This window comes from Helicobacter suis, assembly GCF_902196135.1.
Taxonomy (GTDB): domain Bacteria; phylum Campylobacterota; class Campylobacteria; order Campylobacterales; family Helicobacteraceae; genus Helicobacter; species Helicobacter suis_A.
On sequence record NZ_CABIKE010000002.1, the window covers coordinates 206,698 to 228,295 of the forward strand.

Sequence of the window (21,598 nt, forward strand, 5' to 3'; positions counted from 1 at the left end):
CTTATCAGCCAAGCCTAAATAATCTAATAAAGCCTTGACTCCTTATAGCTAAATTAGGGGCTTTACCAAGCGCATTAGCCTATTAGCGGTTTTTTTATTTTATAGTTTTGTTATTGTAACGGGTAATATAGGACTTTCTCATGTTTAAGATGATTCTGGTTTTTTGCTTGCTTCTAATCGGGGGGGGGGGGGGGGTGAATTAAGCGGGGCAGATATTCGCAACGGGTTTTTTATTGGCGCTGAATTTGGGGTACAAAGCCAAAATCTCCAATCTACTAGCTTTTTAGCATGCCCAAATTGTGGACTGATTAATGGAGAACCAAGTGGCTATTCTTCTTCTGTTACAAACTTGACTAGAGGGCTAAATGAGGATATTAAAAAAGCGCTTAGCCAACTACAAAACTTGCAAAATCGCATCAATGCAACTAAGGATAAATCCCAACACATAAGTTATTCTAGTGATCTAGATGCGTTAGAACAAGAAATTAGTAACGCTATTGCGCGTCTTACTAGTGTCTTAGATCTCTATCCTAAAAGCAAACAAAATCAAGAAGTCCTTTCTACTTATAGCCAACTACTAAGCCAAATCAAGAATTTAGATAAACAGCTTATCTCAGAGATAAAGAGCTATGACAATCAGTTTAACTACAACACAAATGTTAACAGCTACAACAGCGCTAAAAATTCTCTAGCCCCAAACATTAATAGCGCTTCTAGTACAAATAGCGTTGCAACAAGTGTACAAAGTATTATCAATGATTTAAAGACAATTACTAGTCTGGATCAAAGTCTAAGCAGTCAATATAATCAATATAGCAATGAGGGTATCAATGATGCGCGTGCTGTAGCTAGCGTGTTAACCCAAGCATTACAAGGAGGACAATCACAAGCTGAAAATTTTCTTAATGGCTTGCTAAATGCAATTGATTCTAATTTACCTAATACAAATTTTGATCAGCTCATCGCGGTGGTAAACTGGTTTGCACAAATGGCTAAAGAGATTCAAAGCCAGTGCCCCCAATACGAAGTCTACTTATTGGCGGTATACAAAAACGCTTTTAGCGATATTGCAGTAACAGGTACGGGATTTATCCCTAGCGCAATACAAGTATTTGGTAACCCACCTAAGTTTAACTACCAAAATTTTAGCCCGCAAATTATGAGTTTACAAAATATACACCCTAGTTTAGAGTCAATGATTCAAAGCATTTACTCTACCCAAAGATTTTTTGAGAATATGCGTTATAACGCCGGTATTTTGCTAGGTTGGCAGCATTTTTTTAGTAAGCATTTTGGCTACTCTATTTATTCAGATCTAGGTTATGGCTATGTGAATAGCCCGCTACTTAAAAACTTGAGTGTTTTTAAAGCGTTGCAAAATGTCTCCATAGATTTAGGGGCTAATCTAATTTTTGATTTCAATACACCTAAAAGCAACTCTACCCCCGTGTTTTATGGCATGTTTGCAGGTGTGCAAGGGGGCAGTACTAACTGGGTTTTAACCGGCCCAGTAGAGAGTTGGCGCGCCTCTTATAATACAAGCGTAGATTTGGGTTTGCGTTTGCAGTTTAATACAAATATTATCAAGTGGGGAGTTGATATTCCTGTAGTCCCCCATGAGATTAATTGGCAATCTGGCTTTAATCATCTTGAACTTGATAATAATGCCAAAGACATCGGGTTTTTTATAACCTATGAAAAATTATTTATGCACCGCGCTTCAGGCCACTGGTATATTATGCGCCACAAACGCTATAGCGCTCCGCACATTAGCAAGTATTCCACTTATCCTGCCTATCCCACTTATCCCATTTTCAAGACAAAAAGGCAAAAAGGCCACACAAAAAAGCGTTATTTGTGCTGGCCTATTAATGCTTTATCCAAGCCAGAATAAGTCGCTAAATTCATTAAAATACATCTCTTCTAAGGCTTCTTTGTCCTCAAAGAGATTTAAGATAATCTTACATTTTTTTGGGTCTAAGCGGGTGGCTAGATTGGCTTTAAACTTTGAAACTAATAAGGGTATGCCCTCATCTCTTCTTCTTTTATGGCCTATTGGGTATTCTACCTCTATCTTTTTGCTATGCGTGCCATCTTTAAAAAAGACTTGTAGGGCATTGGCAATACTTCTTTTATCCCTATCTAAATAGTCTTTGTTATATCTTTCCTCTACTTCTATAATCATCTTAGCTCTGAGTGCATCAATGCGCGCATCTTTAGCCACCGCGTCCTCATAATCATCAGCCACCAAACGCCCAAAGATCAAAGCTATAGCAACCATGTATTGTATGCAGTGATCTCTGTCTGCTGGATTAGATAAAGGACCTGTTTTATTAATGATGCGGTGGGCTGATTCTTGGGTTGAAATAATGATTTTTTCAATTTCATCTAAGCGGTGTTTGATCTCATCATGCAAGATTAAAGCGGCCTCAACCGCTGTTTGGGCATGAAACTCAGCTGGAAAAGAAATCTTAAAAAGCACATTTTCCATAACATAGCTTTTAAAATCTTGCTGTAAGCTGAGTTTTTTACCCCTCATTTTTACAGCCTCATAACCCCAAAACTTAGCGCTAAGCACAGAAGGATAGCCCATTTCACCGCTCTTAGCCTTTAGGGCTAAATCCACACCGCGGCTAGAAGCATCACCAGCTGCCCAGCTTTTTCTACTACCTGTATTTGGAGCATGGCGATAAGTTCTTAGAGCGCCTCCATCTATGAAGGCATGCGAAATAGCGCTTAAAATTTCATCAAAATTACATTGTAAAAGCTTAGCAGCTACAGCACTACTTGCTACCCTGACTAATAAAACATGATCTAAACCAACCTTATTAAAACAATTATCAAGGGCTAAAATACCTTGAATCTCATGGGCCTTTATCATGGCTTTTAAGACACAAGAAACTTTTAAGGGCTCTTTGTTATTTGCTAGATTTTTACGGCTTAAATAATCAGCTAAAGCAAAAATAGCGCCTAGATTATCGCTAGGATGCCCCCATTCAGCTGCTAACCATGTATCATTAAAATCAAGCCATCTTATCATAGTACCTATATTAAAGGCAGCCCTTATTGGCTCTAGTTGGTAAGAAGTGCCCGGAATTTTAGCCCCCAGTGGTCTAAACTCAGCCCCCTCAACACTAGGCCCTAAAAGCTTAGTGCAAGCAGGATATTTTAAGGCTAAAAGCCCACAGCCTAAAGTATCCATCAAACAATACCTAGCTGTTTGCATGGCAAGTTCGCTTGTTATCTCATATGTATCTACATATTTTGCTATCTTAACTATTAGCTCATCAAATTCTGGACGCTTTGCATCTAAAATACCCATATCACTCACTTGTTTTTCCTATCTTGTATTTTAATAAAGGCTCTTGGCTCTACGCCTATGTATTTGCTACTTGGCCGTATAAGTTTGTTATTGGCTCTTTGTTCCTTAATGTGAGCACACCAGCCACTAACCCTACTCATGATAAAAATGGGTGTGAAATAAGGCGTGGGTATGCCCATAAAATGGTAAGCAGAAGCGCTATAAAAATCTGCATTAGGTGGGAGGGTTGGGCGCTTTTGCTTCATTAAATTTTCTATGGCCTCACTGATTTTAAAAAGCAGGCTATCGCCCCCTAAATACCTGCTATGTTCTTTAATTAAAGCACTACGCGGATCCCCACCAAGACCATAAATACGATGCCCAAAACCCATTAAAAGCTCTTTGTTGGCTAATTTTTCTAAAACACCTTCAATAGCCTCATCTACACTTTTAAAACTAGAAATCAAATACATAGTTGCCTCATTTGCTCCGCCGTGCAAAGGCCCTCTTAAAGACCCTATAGCAGCACAAACAGCACTAAAAATATCACTCTTAGTAGAGGCACAAACCCTAGCTGTAAAAGTAGAGGCGTTAAATTCATGCTCTGCATACAATATCAAAGAGCACTGCATGGTTTTAATAAAATCTTGCTTGGGTTCTTTAAGCTTTAATTTTTCTAAAAAATACCCAGCGATGCTATCTTGCTTTGAATGAAAATCTATCTCTTTTTTAGAGTGTGTGTAGTGGTGATAATAACAAAGCACACTTGGCAAAATGGCCAAAAGCCTAATGATCTTTTCATCTTGATCTTTAAAATCCTCTTTTTCACTTTCTAAAGCACCTAGGGCTGCAACTGCGGTTTGCATCACATTCATCGGATGTGCGTTTTTAGGCATAGCCCTTAAAATGGCCTTTAGTGGCTCACTTAAAGCTCTTTGAGCGATGATTTTTTGTTTAAATGCTTGCAGCTGTTCTTCTGTTGGCAACACACCAAATTGTAATAAATAAGCCACCTCTTCAAATGTAGCATACCTAGCTAGATCTTCAATGGCATAGCCATAGTAATTAAGACCATTGCCAAGCCCGCATGTACAGATTGCACTCTCTCCAGCTATCACACCGGCTAAACCGCCTTGTTTTTTCTCACTCATTTCTTGCCCTTTTTAAATAAAGCATCTAATTTTTGCTCATAAGCATAATAATCTAGCATTTCATAAAGCTCCTCTCTTGTTTCCATAAGTTTTAACACTTCTCTTTGATGGCCATGTTTTAATATGCTTGTATACACCTCAAAAGCTGCTTTGTTCATGGCACGGTTAGCACTAAGCGGATAAAGCACCATAGCAATACCTGCCTTTTTGAGCTCCTCTTGGCTAAAATAAGGTGTTTTTCCAAACTCAGTGATGTTAGCCAAAACAGGCACTTTAACACTCTTGCTAAAAGCCTCATAATCTTCTAACTTGCTAACAGCCTCAGCAAATAGCATCTCAGCCCCAGCTTCAACATAGGCTAGAGATCTATCAATAGCGCGATCAAGCCCTTCTATGCTGTAAGCATCTGTTCTTGCCATGATCACAAAATCAGGATCTAACTTAGCATCTATAGCTGCTTTAATGCGATCACACATCTCTTGTATGCTAACAAGCTCTTTATTAGGGCGGTGTCCACACCTTTTTTGAGATACCTGATCTTCTATATGCATAGCCGCAACCCCGGCTCTACTTAACTCTTTAACAGTTCTAGCGATATTAAAAGCTCCCCCAAAACCCGTATCTGCATCCACTAGTAAAGGTGTATCCACCCTTGAGCTAATGCGCCTAACATCTATGCAAACCTCCTCAAGGCCTATAATGCCAAGATCAGCCAAGCCATAACTAGCGCTTGCCACGCCGCTACCGGATAAATAAAGAGCCTTATGGCCTATTCTGCTAGCTTGCAGCGCGCTATAAGCATTAATAACCCCTACTATTGCTAGGGGTTTATTTTCTTTCACCAAGTTTTTAAATTTCTTTCCTGCACTCATTATTTTGCCTTTTTCTCTTTTGGATAACCCAGAGCGTTGATAGCTTTTTCACAAAGTCTTAAAACACTTGCATCTTCTATTGTTGCTGGGATATTAAGGGTAAGGCCATCTGCTATCTCTCTTAGGTTTTTGCGCAGTATCTTACCACTTCTTGTTTTGGGTAAAGCACTCACTATAGTAGCTATCTCAAAAGAAGCCACAGCGCCTATTTCTTGGCGCACAAGGGCACAAACCCCCTCAACCACCCCTACATGATCTCTTTCTATGCCCTCTTTTAGCACAATAAAGCCCATTGGCAATTCACCCTTTAATACATCATTGACACCTATAACAGCACATTCTGCAACATCTGGATGTTTTGCAATGATTTCTTCCATCTCCCCTGTTGATAATCTATGCCCAGCTACATTGATAATTCCATCCATTCTACCTAGCACATACACATACCCATCCTCATCTATATAGCCGGTATCTCCTGTTAAATAATATCCCGGGAATCTATCTAAATAGCCTCTGTGATAAGCCTCATCATTTTCCCAAATCCCCATTAAGCAAGCAGGAGGCAAAGGTAGCTTAAGGCATAAAATGCCTTTTTGACCGGCTTGTAACTCTTGGCCATTTTCATCAAGTACTTTTAGATTAAAGCCGGGCATTGGCTTTGTAGGGCTTCCGGGCTTAATTTTAATCAACTCAAGCCCAAGAGGATTTGCCGCTATAGCCCAGCCTGTTTCTGTTTGCCACCAATGATCAATAACCGGCTTATTAGTTAGCCTTGCTATCCACTCAAGCGTAGAGCTATCACATCTCTCACCTGCTACAAAAATAGCTCTTAGGCTATCTAACTTAAACTTCTTTATCCATTTACCTTCTGGATCTTCTCTTTTAATAGCTCTAAAGGCTGTTGGGGCTGAGAAAAGCACATTTACTTTATATTCCTCTATGATACGCCAAAAAGATGAAGGATTGGGGGTTCTTACGGGTTTTCCTTCATAAATAATAGTTGTGCAAGCACTCATGAGCGGCGCATAAACGATATAAGAATGCCCAACAACCCAGCCCACATCAGAGGCTGTAAAAAACACATCTCCAGCCTTTACATTATAAATATTATCCATAGACCATTTCATCGCTACTGAATGCCCACCATTTGACCGGATAACACCTTTTGGCTGACCTGTAGTACCTGAGGTATAAAGGATATAAAGCGGATCTGTGGCTAAAACAGGTACAGGTTCTACACCCCTTGTTTTTTCTTCCTCAACCTCCCAATCTATATCACGCCAAGGAAGCATGTTAGCTCTTGATTGTGGGCGCTGGTAAATTAAACAAGTGGTTGGCTTAGCAGAGCATTTTTTAATGGCCTCATCTAAAACAGGTTTGTATTCTATGATACTGCTAACTTCTATACCACAGCTAGCACTTATGACTACTCTAGGCTTAGCATCATCTATTCTAACAGCTAGTTCATGTGCTGCAAAACCACCAAAAACCACGCTATGAACAGCCCCAAGCCTCGCACAAGCTAGCATTGCAATGAGTGCTTCGGGTATCATTGGCATGTAAATAAGCACTCTATCCCCCTTTATCACACCCTTGTTTGCCAAGATACCAGCTACCTTAGCAACGCGGTCTCTTAGTTGGAGGTAGGTGTATTTTTTCTTAGTATCGGTTACTGGAGAATCATAAATCAAGGCTAGCTGATCACCCCTGCCATTATGCACATGCAAATCAAGGGCATTGTAACAAGTGTTCATGCATCCACCAACAAACCACTTATAATGCCCATCGCTAGCATCAAGCACCCTGTCCCATTCATTATACCAATGTACATTTTTTGCAGCCTCAGCCCAAAAGGCCTCTGGATTTTTGATAGACTCTTGATATATTTGATCATAAACTCCACTCATATGCGTCCTTTTTTATGAAATTAGCTATATTGTAGAATACACTATCTGGATACTTTTAACGCTATTATAGGCGCTAATCCGGCTAAAATGATTAGACCCTTAGAATAGCGGTAGTGTTGACAAATATCTCAAATTAACTTAGAATGGCAGGCTTTTTATTTTTTTATAAGAAAGGAAAATAAAGGTGTCTGATTCAGATATTTTTGCTAGAGAGTTAGCCGGTGAGCCGACAGATATGGCCGATCCTGAATTTCCCAAAATTCTTAAGGTGCTCAAGAACACCCAAAGACTTGTCCACAGGCTTAACACGGAATTTTTAAGCGATAAGCAAATAGAAGAGTTGATGAGCGAGATAACAGGTAAACCCTTTGATGCGAGTAATTGGATTATGCTCCCCTTTTATACAGATTTTGGGCGCAATATTAGCTTTGGGAAAAGTTGTTTTATTGGTCCGTGTTGTATTTTTATGGATAGGGGAGGGATCAGTATAGCAAACGGAGTTTGGATTGCCCCTAGTGTGCGTTTAATCACCACTAGATTTGGTTCTAACCCTTATAAGCGGTACATGCTCTATTCTAAAAAGATTGTGATTAAAGAACGCGTCTGGATTGGTACTAATACAGTTGTGTGCTTGGGTGTTACTATCGGAGAAAATTCCATTGTAGAAGTGGGATCGGTGGTAACTGAAGATGTCCCGCCTAATGTAATCGTGGGAGGTAATCCGGCTAAAATTATTAAACCCTTAGAATTTTAAGCGGGTGTGTTGACAAATATCTCAAATTAACTTAGAATGGCGGGCTTTTTATTTTTTATAAAGGATTAAAATGCAACAAAAACAACTAGGTTCTTTAAAAGTAAGCGCTTTGGCTTTAGGCATTATGGGCATGACCTTTGGTTATGGTGAAACTCATAACAAACAAGAAATGATTAAACTTATCCACCAAGCCTTTGAACATGGCATTAATTTTTTTGATACAGCAGAGGCTTATGGGGCGGATAATGAGGAACTTTTAGGTGAGGCGATCAAACCCTTTAGAGATAAAGTTGTGATTGCTAGTAAATTTGGCATTAGTTATAAAGACCCTAACAATAAACATGCAACTATGTTTTTAGATTCTAGTCTTAATCGCACTAAACGCGCCCTTGAGGGGAGTTTAAAGCGCTTGGGAGTGGAGTGTCTTGATTTATACTACCAGCACCGCGTGGATACCAATACACCCATTGAGGAAGTGGCTGATTTGATGCAAACCTTCATTAAAGAGGGCAAGATCAAAGCTTGGGGGATGAGTGAGGCTGGGCTCTCTAGCATTCAAAAAGCGCATGCTGTTTGCCCCCTAAGCGCTTTACAAAGTGAATATTCGCTGTGGTGGCGCGAACCTGAAAAGGAAATTTTAGGGTTTTTAGAAAAAAATAACATTGGTTTTGTGGCCTTTTCACCTTTGGGCAAAGGGTTTTTAGGCGCAAAATTTGAAAAAAACGCCACTTTTGCTAGCTCAGATTTTAGAAGTACCGTGCCTAAATTTAATCCTGAAAATATGGCTAAGAATTACCCTTTAGTAGAATTTATCAAAGATCACGCTAGCCAAAAAGGCATCACCCCCGCCCAGTTAGCCCTCTCATGGATTTTACACACCCAAAAAATTGTAGTCCCTCTCTTTGGCACCACCAAAGAATCCCGCCTTTTAGAAAATTTAGGGGCTTTGCAAGTTTCTTGGAGTGATGAGGAATTAGAGGCGTTTAATAAAGGGCTAGCTAGCATTAAAATAGAGGGATCGCGCTATCCAGAGAGACTAAATAGCATGGTGGGTAAGTGATAAGATCGAAGCTTTATTGTGTTGTTGCCCTAGATTAAATAAAACGCCCAAGTGCTAAAAACATTTGGGCTTGTTTGGTTGGCTTAAGGGGATTTGGTTATTCTAGGCGGAGGTTTTATAGAGTTTGGGCTTTAGTTTTCTTGCAGATCGGATACATCTTTACAAGGTGTGGCTTTGTGAGTGGATTTAGAGACTTTATAGAAGGTCTTTAATGTGCCTTTAACTCGGGTTTAACCGGGGTTCAATAGTGGTTAATTGAGTTAAATACGATTAAAAAAGCTAATACGGAGGATTTTCTCGCATTAGTTTGGGTGTTGGTAAAACAGAAATTATGGCTCAGCTAAATATCGCCGTCTATAAAAATAATCTTAACTTGATTGCTGGAGTTTTTGCGGTGCACAATCACACCCGTTAAGCTTGACCCCCTCCCAAACGCGCCTACCTACAAAAGTAATTTTTTAAGGGGCGTTAATTCCAACCGAGATGCCGCGCATGTATTGCGTGTTTTATTAGTTAAGATTTTTGCTACTCAAGAAGGCCTTAAAAATAAGGATAGATAGTGCTTGGCAAATAACTTAATCTTAAGAATGCAGTTACAAGTACGCAGAAGGTATAACAACCATTTTAATTTACCCTTGAAATAATCCGTACTAGTGGGGGGGCTTTCTGAATCTAATGGGTTAATAAGCAAGACAGCAGACTTAAGGGTAAAGGTGAGTGCGTGGTGGTTGTAATAAGAATCTATATAGGTGTCTACTTTTAATGCCCAAAGAGGAGGGCAGGCTTTTAAAAGCTTATGCGCTCCATTAGGGTTTAACATATAGCCATGTGTTCCTAGTCCTTGCGGGCTAAAAAGGTGATCAAAGTTGTAGTTGATAGAGGTTTTTGCACAATACCCCTTAGAGTGGATAAGGAGGCGTATTATCTGGGCTTTATCAGCATGCAAGGCTTCTAAACTCAAATGGCATTTTCCAAAAAAATCATTTGTGGGCAATACATCATCTTCTAAAATAATCATAGGGCGTTTGAGCCGCACACATTCTTGCCACAGCAAATAATGGCTTGCAAAACGACCCAGTTGTTTAAAACTTAAAAAATCCAAAGGCGTTTTAAGCGCTAAAGAGGCTAATTGCAAACACTCTTTAAAGCTAGGCAAATGGGGGCTAAAATCGTTTAAAACCGGGTGGGTGTGTTCAAAGGTGATTCCTCGTTGTAAAAAATCTTGGTGTCCATGGATAGCCTTAAAAATGGCAATAGAAAAAATATCTCTTTGATCAAAACGCTTTAAAAGGTAGTTTAAATGCCAAAGTAAAGGAGTGATGTCTCTTTCTTGGGGGGTTTTAAGAAGATGGATAATACAAATAGGAATGGGTAAAGATTCAGGGGATAAATTACTCAACAGTTACACTTTTAGCTAAATTACGGGGCTTATCTACATTTAAGCCTTTTAATTGTGCCATTTCAAGGGCAAAGAGTTGCAAAACAACCAGCATGCTAAAAAATTCGGGCATGTAGTGGGGGTAGTGGGGGGTATTGATCTGAAAATGGGCATTGGCAATATTTTCAGGGCTTAGGGCAAAAATACGCGCATCACGGGCTTGTAATTCCTCAACACTACTACAATTTTTAGCAAAAAGCAAATGAGCGGGTAAAAGGGCGGTGCATAATAAATTGCAATCAGCTAGGGCAATGGGGCCATGTTTCATCTCTGCACTGGCATAACCTTGCGCATACACATAGGCAATTTCTTTTAACTTAAGTGCTCCTTCTAAAGCCAAAGGATAAAACACACCCCGCCCCATGAAAAAATAACCCTGTGGGTTTTGATCTAAAATGTGTTTGCTAATTTCTTTAATTTTTTCATGTAATTTGAGTGTATCAGTAATGGCTTGCATGCTAGTTTTTAAAGCCTGCATTTGATCGTGTTGTACTTTAGTATCTAGTTTATTTTGTTTGGCTAGCACAAGTGCTAAAAGCCATAGAAGTAAAACTTGACTAGAAAAAGCTTTAGTAGAGGCCACACTTTTTTCTAATCCCGCGCGGGTTAAAAGGGTGGTATCTGCTAGCGCGCCCATTGTGGAGTTTTGCGTATTACAAACCCCTAAAGTTTTTAGCCCTAAGTTCTTGGCTAATTTTAACGCCTCTAAAGTATCTGCACTCTCGCCACTTTGAGAAATAGCGATAAAAAGCTCATCTTGTCTGGTTGCAAAATGCCCATAGCGGTATTCACTGGCTAGCTCTACTTGCACTTTAACATGAGCTAGGCTTTCTATGAGATATTTTGCCACTAAAGCGGCGTGATAACTTGATCCACAAGCACTAATTGTTACCGTAGAAATCTGATCTAAAAAATCTTTGGGGAGTTCTAAATGCGCATGGGTGGGTGTCCATCTATCTAGTAGAGTTAAAACTTTATCCTGCTCATAAATTTCTTTTTCCATAAAAGTAGCAAAACCTTCTTTATTGCTCTCTTGTATATCTTTTGAAATGGGAGTGGTTTTAAAATGCAAAGGCGTGTGATAATCCATGCACCCAAGTGCCCCCTCTTCTAAACGCACCATTTGCTTAGCTCTACCAATAAGCCCGCTTTCAGCACTAGCAAAATAAACACTATCTTGAGTCTTAGCAAGAAGCAAAGGCGAGCGGTTTTTAGCATAGAAAATACAGGTGGGTAATTTGGCATGGATAAGCAAAATCGCATACGCCCCCTCTAATTTAGCAATGGTGTTTTTAAAAGCCTGCAAGGCTAAATCTTGAGAAATACTATTAGAGTTAGATAAATTTGCTAATTCTTCTTCAAAGACATGGACAATTACTTCGCTATCTGTTTGGCTACTAAAAACATGCCCTTTTGTTTTTAAATCTGCTTTAAGCGCGGCATAATTTTCAATAATTCCATTGTGCACAAGGGCGCTATTTTGATAAACATGGGGGTGGGCGTTGGCTGTAGTGGGTTTGCCATGTGTAGCCCAACGCGTGTGGGCAATGCCTACTCCAAGTCCGGATGCGTTAAAATTTTGGGTTAATGCTTCTAGAGCTGCGATCTTACCACTTGTTTTAAAGACTTCTAATTTAAAATCAGCAGCCCCAATTGTTGCTAGCCCTGCGCTATCATACCCCCGATAATCTAATTCTTTTAACCCTTCAAGCAAGAGAGTTTTTTTATCTGCTATTCCAATATAGCCCATAATCCCGCACATAAAAATCCTTTCTAAAAAACTAACATCTCTCGCTTGTATTTATTTAAAGCATTGATATGTTCTTTTAGTTCCTCTACCCGTTCTCCTATTTGCGTATAAAAGGCCATATTTAAAGTTTCTGGAATATCCATACTCCCCCGTTTCATCAAAATAAAATCACTCAAACTTAAATGCGCTATTTTTAAGAGTAGCTCTATCTCTTCTTTGGTATTTTCAATATCTTTAATGATTAAATCTAATCTTTCAAACATCGTCTTCTCTTTTAAGCTGTTAGTTATTCCCTAGCCCTAAGGCTAATAAAGTATGCAAGTGCAAAACGCCTAAAACTTTCTTTTGATCATCACAAACCACTAAAAGCGAAATTTTATAAGTCTCTATTAATTCTAAAGCCTCTACAACTAGCATGTCTAAATTACTAATTGTTTTAGGATTAAGAGTTGCAAAGTTTTTAGCTGGGGCAGTAGAATCAAACTCAGATTGGAGCAAAGCGCGTCTAATATCCCCATCGCTTAAAATCCCGATTAGTCTTTGTTGATTATCAACTAATAAAGCATTGCCTAAGCATTTATCATTGGCCTCAACTAAAGCAGCATGTAAACAAGCCTCTTGATCTATTAGGGGCAAGTTTTTAGTTAATAAAATATCTTTAACTCTTAGACGCAATTTTTTACCTAGTAGCCCTCCCGGGTGTAATTTAGCAAAATCCTCTCTACTAAAATTTTTAACCTCCATTAAGCATGCTGCTAGCACATCACCTAATGCTAGGCTTAGAGTAGTTGAAGTGCTAGGAACACCAAAAGAGATAGCCTCTTGAGTGATATTTAAAGGGATTAAATAAGTGGCTAATTTACTCAAAGAATTATTGCAATCTTTAGTCATAGCAATCAGGGTTTTAGGTTTTAAAGACCCCAAAGCCTCTAAAAGCTCCATGCTCTCGCCTCCATAGCTAATAGCTAAAATCACATCTTTAGGCCCTACAATACCCATGTCGCCATGTAAACTCTCGGTGGGGTGTAGAAAAATTGCCTTAGTGCCGGTGCTTGTCAAAGTAGCCGCGATCTTACGCCCAATATGTGCGCTTTTTCCCACCCCCATGATTACTACTAAAGGGGCATGCGCTAGGCGAGTGATAATGGGTTCTAGGGTTGTGTGATCTAAACTGACTTTTAAAAGCGCCTCTGCCTCTGCATTTAAAATTTGCTTTGCTAACTTGCCAAAATCAGATTTCATTTTCTTATCTCTTTACGCATGGCTTTTTTTAGCAGAGGGATTAAAGCGCCATAACCTTCTTTTTCCATGTCCTCTAAAGGAATGAATTTAAGCGCGGCGCTATTAATACAGTAACGCAATCCTCCCAATTCTTTAGGCCCATCTTCAAAAACATGCCCTAAGTGTGCATGCCCTACACGGCTTTTGACTTCTGTGCGAATCATGTTGTGGCTAGTATCTTTAAAATAGTTCACCACCTTTTGATCAATGGGTTTACTAAAACTAGGCCACCCACAGCCTGAGTTAAATTTATCAGCGGATAAAAAGAGGGGTTCACCTGTGGTGATGTCTACATAAATGCCCGGCTTATTCTGATCAAAATAGGCATTATGAAAGGCAGCTTCAGTTTGTCCTTTCTGCGTAACTTGGTATTGTAAATCAGTTAGTTTTGCCCTGAGCTCTGCATCGCTAAGTTTGTGATAGTCTTTAGCATCAATGATCACCTCATCGGCCTTTTTTAAATCAATATGGCAATACCCTCCCGGATTTTTCTTAAGATAATCTTGATGGTACTCCTCAGCGACAACAAAATTTTTTAAAGGCTCAAGTTCAATCTGTACTTTTTGTTTGTAATGACTCTGCAAGCGCGCGAGGGCTTTAGCAATAATGGGTTCATCTTTAGAGTCTACATAGTAAATACCCGTGCGGTATTGGCGACCACGGTCATTGCCCTGTTGGTTTAAACTGGTTGGATCAATGACTTTAAAATAATAAAGCAAAAGTTTATCTAGGCTAATTTGGTGTGGATCAAATTCTACTTTCACGGTTTCTGCGTGATCTGTGTTGTGTAATTCATGGTAGTTTGTTTGATCGCTTTTACCATTGGCATAACCCACTATGGCTTTTTTGACTCCATAAATGCGCTCCATATAAGCCTCTAATCCCCAAAAACACCCTCCAGCTAAATAAATTGTATGTTCCATGCCTTTCTCCTGAGCACTCCCTTGTAAAATCCCCGCTATTAATAGCCCTAGTATCCAAACTCTCATGGGTTTAAAAACACATGGCTGACAATGGCCGGATATTTTTTAGTGTGCTTAAAAAGCGCTTTTCTTAGAAAATTGCGTACATTATCCTCTAAATGCTTAGTATTAGAAATCACATCAAAACGCAAAGCTTTAATATGCAAACTCAAAGAACCTTGCAATTCCTCTAATAATGAGCGTTCCTCTTTAAAATTGACAATCCCTAAAGTGGTGATCTGAGAGGTGGGCATAAGTTCTCCTGCTTTAGAGATAAATAACACCGCGCTTAAAAGCCCTGCACTGGCAATTTCTTGGCGATCTTGTACAATTCTTTCCTCAATGCTAATATTATTGGTGTTATCCACATAACTTTTTCCACTTTTAACACTTTTAGTTTTACGCATAAAGTTAGGGTTAACCTCCACTTGATCGCCATCTTCCATAAGATAGATATTTTTCTCAGGAATGCCACAGGCAATAGCCGTTTCTTTATGGCGGGCTACATGGTTATACTCCCCATGGATAGGCAAGAAAAATTTAGGTTTAATAAGTCTTAACATGAGTTTTTGCTCCTCTTGGGCGGCATGCCCGCTAACATGGATATCAAAAGATTGATAAACCACCTGAGCTTCTTTTTTCATGAGTAAATTCAAAATACTAGAAACACTGGCCTCATTGCCCGGAATGGCTTTAGCCGAAAGAATAATAAGATCGCTAGGTTTAATGCTAATGTGGCGGTGCTCATCAGTAGCCATGCGATAAAGCGCGCTCATGGTTTCACCTTGTGAGCCGGTGGTAACAATAAAGACTTCATGATCGGGGTGTTTTTCAACTTCATGGGCTTCTATGAAGGCTTTAGAGGGCAGGTGGATATAGCCTAATTCACGGGCAATATCTAAATTTTTCTCCATAGAGCGCCCAATCACGGCTACCTTACGCCCGTAGTTAATCGCATATTGAATTGCTTGATAAACCCGGTGGATATTAGAAGAAAAAGTGCTCATGATCACTCTTCCAGTTGCGTTTTTAAAAAGATTATCAAATACCGGACCAATGCTACTTTCTGAGGGGGTGATTCCTGTTTTATAAGAATTAGTACTATCACTTAAAAGCAACATAACCCCCTGTTCACCATAATAGGCTAGGCGGTAAAGATCGGTGGGGATATTATCAACGGGGGTGTGATCAATCTTAAAATCGCCTGTGTGAATGATCGTGCCCACTTTGGTTTGGATAGCCAATGCGCTTGCATCAATAATGGAGTGGGTGATGTGAATCCATTCAATGGTAAATTCGCCAATTTGGATGGGTTGGCGTTTTTGCACAATTTTAAAATAGTTCTTAAACTTTTTAAGGCCATGTTCATCAAATTTATTACCAATCATGCCCAAACTAAGCGGTGTACCATAGAGAGGGAATTGTAATTCTTTAAACAAATAAGGTACAGCCCCAATATGATCTTCATGGGCGTGGGTGATAATCACGCCTACGATCTTCTCTTTAATGCTGTGTAGATAGCTAAAATCAGGGATTAAAATATCCACTCCATGCATGTCCTCACTTGGAAAACTCATGCCCACATCTATGATAATGGCTTGATTGAGGGTTTCAATTACCATCATATTCCCGCCAATCTCGCCTAGCCCTCCTAAGGGGGTGATTTTTACCCGTGCTTTAACGCTTAAATCTAGTTTATAATGCGGGTTGAGGTGGTTAATGTGGATTTTATGGTTAGTCTCTACGCCCTGTTTGAGTTCTTTATGAAAGCCTAAATTACCCCGCTCATTGGCTTTTGTGATGTTTTTTACCCCAACTTGTTCTGGGTGTGCTTGTAAATTTTTATTGTGAAACTCTCCTCTCCCTTGTCTGATACGATTAAAGCGTGCAGGCTTTGGAGGGTTTGTTTTTTTGGGTTGAGAAGTGTTTTCTGAGCCTGTATCTTGAGGCGGATTGTTTGAATCGTTAAAATTATCCATGTTATTTCCTATTGTATTGGGTTGTGGAGAAAAGCAAGTAGACTAGCGTAATGGGCTGGATCTAGCTGGTGAGGACGCAATGCAAATTCTAAATTATGTGCTGTGTAGAAATCTTGGATACGCTCTAGTGGATAGCTCCCCTTTAAATTGTTATATAAAGTCTTGCGACTAGCTTTAAAACAGATTTTAAGCAAATGCTCCAAACTCTTTAAATCCCACTCTTTTGTTTCTCTTTCTACTAAGGGTTTTTTAAGTAAAGACATGAAGGCTGATTGCACCTTAGGCGGGGGATTAAAAGCCTCTTTGTTAACTTTAAAGAGTAAATGGCGTTGCCAACATAGGCTATCTGCTAGCACGCTTAAAGCCCCATAATCGCTACTATGCACAGGGGCACAAAATTTATCCGCTATTTCTAATTGCACCATAACTGCCATACCGATACATAAGGCATCTCTAAGGGCTCTTGTAATAATGGGTGTGGCAATGTAATAGGGTAAATTGGAGACCAGAAAATAAGGCTTTTGGCATAAAAAACCGGTTTCAGAGACGCTAAGCCTAATGTCTCTATCTGCTGTTTGTATGCACACTTGCCTATCTGCTCCATTAATCCCCTTATATTGCATCACATCCCCAACAACTAGCTCCAAACGCTCAGACAAAGGCCCTAGCTTATGGTATAACCTTTGGGCCAAACCGGGATCCACTTCGTAGGCTAACAAGCTTTTAGGCGACTCTAACTTATTTAATAGCCGGGTCGTCAGATCTCCCAAGCCAACCCCTATTTCTACTAGCTGTATCCGATCCTTAAAATGCTCATAGGGGATGGATTGTAAGATCTGCTCCAGATAATGGGCATCATGTAAAAAATGCTGGCCTAAAACTGCCATTCTTTTGCTCTAAAATTTCTGCCCCATTGTAGCACAGGCTAACTTAAAAGTGCTAGCATGGAATTTTGTATAAAGGAGATGTTTTGTTTGTGTGTGCCGGCAGAGATGAGAGTTTTGATTTTGCAAAAAGTATTGGGATTGGTTTAGTAGAGAGTGCTTTAAATTTGAGTCGTCTTTGCTTGCTTGAAAAGCCTAATATGTTAATTTTTATTGGTACAGCTGGATCTTATGATTTAAATATGCCTCTACTTAGTTTATATAAAAGCATGCGATCTACTCAGATTGAGCAAAGTTTTACCCTCCAAGATAGCTACACCCCGCTAGAAAATTACCTAGAAGTCCAAGAATGGGAGTTTGATACATGGGATTTACCTAGTGTGGTGGTTAATTCAAGCAATTATATCCACACGAATTCTATTTTTTCAAAACACATGCATGCTGCCGGTATTGCCCTAGAAAACATGGAATTTTTTAGCGTTTTAAGTGTTGCGCGGGCTTATGCTATCCCTAGTTTAGGTATTTTTTGCACCACAAACTACACGCAACAAGACGCGCACCAAGAGTTTTTAAAAAACCACAGCCAAGCTAAAACCTATTTGCAAGAATGGGTACAAGCCCATTTACTTTAGGCATGACAACTTATGCTACTATGCGCCCGGAAATCCTAAGGATTTCTAAATCTATGGAAGGAGAATGCTATGAATATGAATCAAAACAACAGCGGTTGTTGCAACAGCCAAAATAATAACCAACAAAATAGCAACCGCAACAACAACAGCAATAACCAAAACAACAATAGCCGCAATAATAACCAAGACTAGGCTGTGTGGTGGCGGATTATTCCGCCCCAGCCAAAGCAAATCTTAAAGAAGTTCTACCCCACATGGAGTGCCTGATGGCCAAAAATATCTGTTTTGTATCCAAGATAAAGAGGTTACTGCTAAATACATCTAAACGCTGCATTTAATTAACTTTGGCATATATTAAAGCGCAACCCTAAAGACTATAATAAAGCGCTTTGTTTAGATACTAACTTGCTATGGGGGTTTTTACAAACCACCCAGCCTAAAGACATAGAGGAATTACAAAAACGCCAAAGTACGAATCTGCAAGAAACTTTTTTAACGCGTTTAAAGAACCAAATAGAACAACAGGGTTTACTTAAGGTTTTAAAAGAGGGGATAGAGGTTTTAGGCGTGTCTTTTAAACTTGCCTATAACAAACCTCCCGACCAAAAAAACCCAGATACTTGGAAAAACTACCAAAACAATCTCTTTTCTGTGACGCGCCAGTTGCGCTATAGCACTCAAAACAACAACTCTTTAGACTTAGTGATCTTTTTAAACGGCTTGCCTATTTTTACCTTAGCACATTTTGCACTAGATAATGATTTAGTGTATATGAGCACTAAGCTAGAGGGGACTAAGACGCTTTTTATCACAAACACCCACCACCAAATAAATCCCCCAAATCTCTAAATTGACTTAAAACCCTCTACTAGCTTTTTAACGCGGATCATTAATGCTAGATTAACACGGCTTAAACTAGAATACTTCTTATCAAAAACTCAAGGATTGTTATGAAAAACTTTTTTGGTCTGCGTTCTGTGTGTGTTGTTTTGGCTTTAAGCGGTGTAGTGCATGCCCATGCCCAAAAGAATAATGATCTAGATTTGATTAAAAAAGCCCTAGAAGCTAATTTAGTACCTATGCCAACGGGTAAGGATCTTAATAAATATTTAACACAAAAGGTAAGAGAATTAGATCCAAGCTATAAGGGGCCTGTTTTGACTAAGGGACAAATTGAACTAGGCAAAAAGCTTTACTTAGACCCTAGAATCTCCACCTCCTATCTTGTTTCTTGTAACACTTGCCATAATTTAGGTTTAGCAGGCGTGGATAATGTCTCCAGAGCCGTAGGTGAGGGCTGGAGACCTAACCCTCATTTTTTAAACTCGCCTACTGTGTATAATTCTGTTTTTAACTCCGTGCAGTTTTGGGATGGGCGTGTTGCTCATTTAGACCAACAAGCCAAAGGCCCTATTGCTAATCCGGTAGAAATGAATGCTGATCCTAAAGTTGTAGAAGCCAAGATTAATTCTATACCCGGTTATGTCAAGGCCTTTAGACGCGCCTATGGCAACCATGTCAAAATTGATCTTAATTTGATTGCGCGCACAATTGCCATGTTTGAAGCGACTTTAAACACCCCTAGCCGCTATGATGACTTTTTACGGGGCAATGTCAAAGCCTTAAGCCATCAAGAAAAAGAGGGCTTGAAAATCTTTATAGATAAGGGTTGTGTGGGTTGTCATAATGGGATTAATCTAGGGGGCACAATGCAACATTTCCAAGTAGCCGCACCTTATAAGTTTGCCAATATTGGAGATTTTAAAGGCGATAAAAATGGTATGGTAAAAGTCCCTACTTTGCGCAATATCCTAGAAACCATGCCCTATTTTCACAATGGGCAATACTGGGATATTAAAGATGCGATTAAAGCTATGGGTAAGATCCAACTTGGCGTTACAATTAGCGATGTAGAAGCAGAAAAGATCGCTACCTTTTTTGGATCACTTACCGGTAAAAAACCCATTATTATCTATCCTGATTTACCGGTTATGAGTACAAATACACCCAAACCAAAAGGTGTTCCAGAAGGGGATATGGCGTCTAAAAAAGCGCCTACACACTAGTTTAAGACAAAAAGGGTATAATCGCCGTTTATTTTCAAATTAAGGAGAATAAATGGCAAGAAGATGTGATTTAAGCCATAAAGGTCCTATGGTGGGTAACCGTGTAAGCCATGCTAATAACAAGACAAAAAGGCGCTTATTGCCTAATTTGCACACCATCCACATTACCCTAGAAGATGGCACTAAGCAAAGAATTAAGGTTGCAACTTCTACTTTAAGGACTATGCGCAAGAGTCGCTAGAGTAGAGGGTGCTACAAAAGCTTAAGGCATTTCTCTCCTCTGTTAAAAAGAAGAAAGTTAAGGCCGACTACAATCTTAACGCTGAGATTTACGAACAATTTGAGGTTTTCCGCCTCCCTTTAGTACTCATCCAGTGCTTTATACTGGCGGGGACTTTAGGTTATTTAGCCCTAGAGGATTACAGCCTCATTCAGGCCTTTTTCCAGACCACCTATACTTTTACCTCTACAGGGTTTGGGGCGCTTAATGAAAGCCATTTTGGCACTGTTAGTGTCTTTTTTACCTCAATTATTATGTTTTGTGGAACGGGGGTGGTAACCTTTAGTGTAGCGGTACTTATTAATGTAATCAATAAGGGCGTATTAGCCCGACTTATTAGGGAAAAAAGAATGATTTATAAAATTGCACGATTAAAAAACCACTATGTTATTTGCTATCACAATGAATACACAATCGAACTAAGTAAGCAATTTAGGAGTGCACAAATTCCCTTTGTGGTGGTGGATAACAAACCTAATTTTGAAGAAGAGGCCATTAAGTATAAATACCCATACTACATTGTAGGCGACCCACACACCAATTTAGCCATGCTTAAAACCCATCTAAGTAGCGCTAAAGGGGTTGTGGCTTTTTCAGATACCTTACCTGTTAATATTGCCTTGATTGTGGGTGTGAGACTCTTTGAAAAAGAATTAAAGCGCAAACCTTATTACATTATCGCTAGCGCACACAGCGATGAAGGTTTAGAAAAGCTGAAAAAATTAGGGGCTGATAGCGTGGTCTCGCCAACAAAGTTAATGGCACAAAGGGTAAGTGCAATGGCAATCCGTCCTGATATGGAAAATATCTTAGAAAAGTTCATTTATAAAAAAGACACGCTTTTAGATTTAGAAGAGGTGATTGTGCCTAAAGAAAGCTGGTTAGTACAGCGCAAACTCAAAGAAGCGCATTTTAGAGAGATCACAAAGGTTTTTATCATCGGGATTATCCAAAAAGATGGGCGTTATATCCCAATGCCTGATGGCGAAGTCATTATCGCTAGTGAATCTAAACTTTTAATGATTGGCACTTCTGAAGGGGTAGAAAAATCCAAAACTTTTATTTTACAACACCAAAGACCTATGGAGATGGATTACATTACCCTATGATCTTGCACAAAGATCAGAGCTAGCATAAGGAAAGCCCCACAGGGCGCTAGTGATCATGCTATTTAGCCCTAGCCTTGTAAAAAAGAGCTAGCCATGCGTTTTAATTTATTAATAGCCTTTTTGTGAAAAGGGAGAGGCGGCGGAGGAGGCGGCGGAGGAGTGGGGGGGGGGG

Annotated in this window: 20 protein-coding genes; 9 read left to right on the forward strand and 11 right to left on the reverse strand. The window is 39.5% G+C overall.

From position 1 onward, the window contains the following. The first annotated feature begins 163 nt into the window (after positions 1 to 163). Positions 164 to 1,894, forward strand: coding sequence for a hypothetical protein (locus G6Q06_RS02495; protein ID WP_163565599.1), 1,731 nt, complete (start codon positions 164 to 166; stop codon positions 1,892 to 1,894). Here the strand turns inward: G6Q06_RS02495 and prpD are convergent. Genes prpD through G6Q06_RS02515 form a run of 4 tightly spaced genes read right to left on the reverse strand, consistent with a single transcriptional unit; the run spans position 1,877 to position 7,231 of the window. Beyond that, positions 1,877 to 3,331, reverse strand: coding sequence for a 2-methylcitrate dehydratase (prpD, locus tag G6Q06_RS02500; RefSeq protein WP_205435782.1), 1,455 nt, complete (start codon positions 3,329 to 3,331; stop codon positions 1,877 to 1,879). The two genes, G6Q06_RS02495 and prpD, sit on opposite strands and share 18 nt — an antisense overlap. Next, positions 3,328 to 4,452 carry a citrate/2-methylcitrate synthase gene (locus tag G6Q06_RS02505; protein ID WP_163565600.1) on the reverse strand — a complete coding sequence of 375 codons (1,125 nt, stop codon included), beginning with the start codon at positions 4,450 to 4,452 and terminating at the stop codon, positions 3,328 to 3,330. The genes prpD and G6Q06_RS02505 overlap by 4 nt, the downstream gene beginning before the upstream one ends. Further along, the gene (gene prpB / locus G6Q06_RS02510; RefSeq protein ID WP_163565601.1) at positions 4,449 to 5,324 is read right to left on the reverse strand and encodes a methylisocitrate lyase; all 876 of its coding nucleotides are present in this window, start codon (positions 5,322 to 5,324) and stop codon (positions 4,449 to 4,451) included. Before prpB ends, G6Q06_RS02505 begins: the two co-directional genes overlap by 4 nt. Further along, positions 5,324 to 7,231, reverse strand: a complete 1,908-nt coding sequence (locus G6Q06_RS02515; RefSeq protein WP_163565602.1) for a propionyl-CoA synthetase — start codon at positions 7,229 to 7,231, stop codon at positions 5,324 to 5,326. Before G6Q06_RS02515 ends, prpB begins: the two co-directional genes overlap by 1 nt. A 184-nt stretch (positions 7,232 to 7,415) precedes the next feature. Between G6Q06_RS02515 and G6Q06_RS02520 the strand changes: the two genes are divergently transcribed. After that, positions 7,416 to 7,985 carry a sugar O-acetyltransferase gene (locus tag G6Q06_RS02520; RefSeq protein ID WP_240329164.1) on the forward strand — a complete coding sequence of 190 codons (570 nt, stop codon included), beginning with the start codon at positions 7,416 to 7,418 and terminating at the stop codon, positions 7,983 to 7,985. Between the two features lie 70 nt (positions 7,986 to 8,055). Further along, complete coding sequence (locus G6Q06_RS02525) at positions 8,056 to 9,045, forward strand: aldo/keto reductase (protein WP_163565603.1); 990 nt, start codon at positions 8,056 to 8,058, stop codon at positions 9,043 to 9,045. 529 nt (positions 9,046 to 9,574) lie between these two features. Here G6Q06_RS02525 and G6Q06_RS02530 read toward each other — a convergent pair. From G6Q06_RS02530 to rsmA, 7 genes are read right to left on the reverse strand one after another with little or no spacing between them, the layout of a single operon-like run. Then, on the reverse strand, positions 9,575 to 10,444 hold the full coding sequence (locus tag G6Q06_RS02530; RefSeq protein WP_163565604.1) for a glycosyltransferase family 25 protein: 870 nt from the start codon (positions 10,442 to 10,444) through the stop codon (positions 9,575 to 9,577). Beyond that, entirely contained in the window at positions 10,437 to 12,245 is a 1,809-nt protein-coding gene (gene glmS, locus G6Q06_RS02535) for a glutamine--fructose-6-phosphate transaminase (isomerizing) (RefSeq protein WP_163565605.1), read from the reverse strand. Before glmS ends, G6Q06_RS02530 begins: the two co-directional genes overlap by 8 nt. A gap of 11 nt (positions 12,246 to 12,256) precedes the next feature. Further along, on the reverse strand, positions 12,257 to 12,496 hold the full coding sequence (locus G6Q06_RS02540; RefSeq protein ID WP_034375922.1) for a DUF2443 family protein: 240 nt from the start codon (positions 12,494 to 12,496) through the stop codon (positions 12,257 to 12,259). 19 nt (positions 12,497 to 12,515) lie between these two features. Then, a complete protein-coding gene (locus G6Q06_RS02545; protein WP_163565606.1) occupies positions 12,516 to 13,475 on the reverse strand; it encodes a KpsF/GutQ family sugar-phosphate isomerase in 960 nt (319 codons plus the stop codon). Continuing rightward, positions 13,472 to 14,503, reverse strand: a complete 1,032-nt coding sequence (gene msrB, locus G6Q06_RS02550; RefSeq protein ID WP_205435786.1) for a peptide-methionine (R)-S-oxide reductase MsrB — start codon at positions 14,501 to 14,503, stop codon at positions 13,472 to 13,474. Before msrB ends, G6Q06_RS02545 begins: the two co-directional genes overlap by 4 nt. Then, positions 14,500 to 16,455: a ribonuclease J gene (locus G6Q06_RS02555; RefSeq protein WP_240328599.1), complete on the reverse strand. Its 1,956-nt coding sequence runs from the start codon at positions 16,453 to 16,455 to the stop codon at positions 14,500 to 14,502. Before G6Q06_RS02555 ends, msrB begins: the two co-directional genes overlap by 4 nt. Positions 16,456 to 16,463: 8 nt before the next feature. Next, a complete protein-coding gene (gene rsmA / locus G6Q06_RS02560) occupies positions 16,464 to 17,342 on the reverse strand; it encodes a 16S rRNA (adenine(1518)-N(6)/adenine(1519)-N(6))-dimethyltransferase RsmA (RefSeq protein ID WP_163565607.1) in 879 nt (292 codons plus the stop codon). An 83-nt stretch (positions 17,343 to 17,425) separates the two neighbouring features. Here rsmA and G6Q06_RS02565 point away from each other — a divergent pair, with 83 nt between their 5' ends. The 6 genes from G6Q06_RS02565 to G6Q06_RS02585 all read left to right on the forward strand — a co-directional run bounded on the left by G6Q06_RS02565 (position 17,426) and on the right by G6Q06_RS02585 (position 21,426). After that, positions 17,426 to 17,971, forward strand: coding sequence for a purine-nucleoside phosphorylase (locus G6Q06_RS02565; protein ID WP_205426587.1), 546 nt, complete (start codon positions 17,426 to 17,428; stop codon positions 17,969 to 17,971). A gap of 69 nt (positions 17,972 to 18,040) precedes the next feature. Continuing rightward, positions 18,041 to 18,163 (forward strand): hypothetical protein, encoded by a 123-nt coding sequence (locus G6Q06_RS08720; RefSeq protein WP_275896941.1) that lies wholly within the window; start codon positions 18,041 to 18,043, stop codon positions 18,161 to 18,163. A 213-nt stretch (positions 18,164 to 18,376) separates the two neighbouring features. After that, positions 18,377 to 18,820: a type I restriction endonuclease gene (locus G6Q06_RS02570; RefSeq protein ID WP_240329165.1), complete on the forward strand. Its 444-nt coding sequence runs from the start codon at positions 18,377 to 18,379 to the stop codon at positions 18,818 to 18,820. A gap of 101 nt (positions 18,821 to 18,921) precedes the next feature. Continuing rightward, positions 18,922 to 20,037, forward strand: a complete 1,116-nt coding sequence (locus G6Q06_RS02575) for a cytochrome-c peroxidase (RefSeq protein ID WP_163565609.1) — start codon at positions 18,922 to 18,924, stop codon at positions 20,035 to 20,037. Positions 20,038 to 20,089: 52 nt separating this feature from the next. Then, positions 20,090 to 20,278 (forward strand): 50S ribosomal protein L28, encoded by a 189-nt coding sequence (gene rpmB, locus G6Q06_RS02580; protein WP_006564954.1) that lies wholly within the window; start codon positions 20,090 to 20,092, stop codon positions 20,276 to 20,278. An 8-nt stretch (positions 20,279 to 20,286) separates the two neighbouring features. After that, on the forward strand, positions 20,287 to 21,426 hold the full coding sequence (locus tag G6Q06_RS02585; protein WP_163532776.1) for a potassium channel family protein: 1,140 nt from the start codon (positions 20,287 to 20,289) through the stop codon (positions 21,424 to 21,426). Positions 21,427 to 21,598 lie beyond the last annotated feature (172 nt).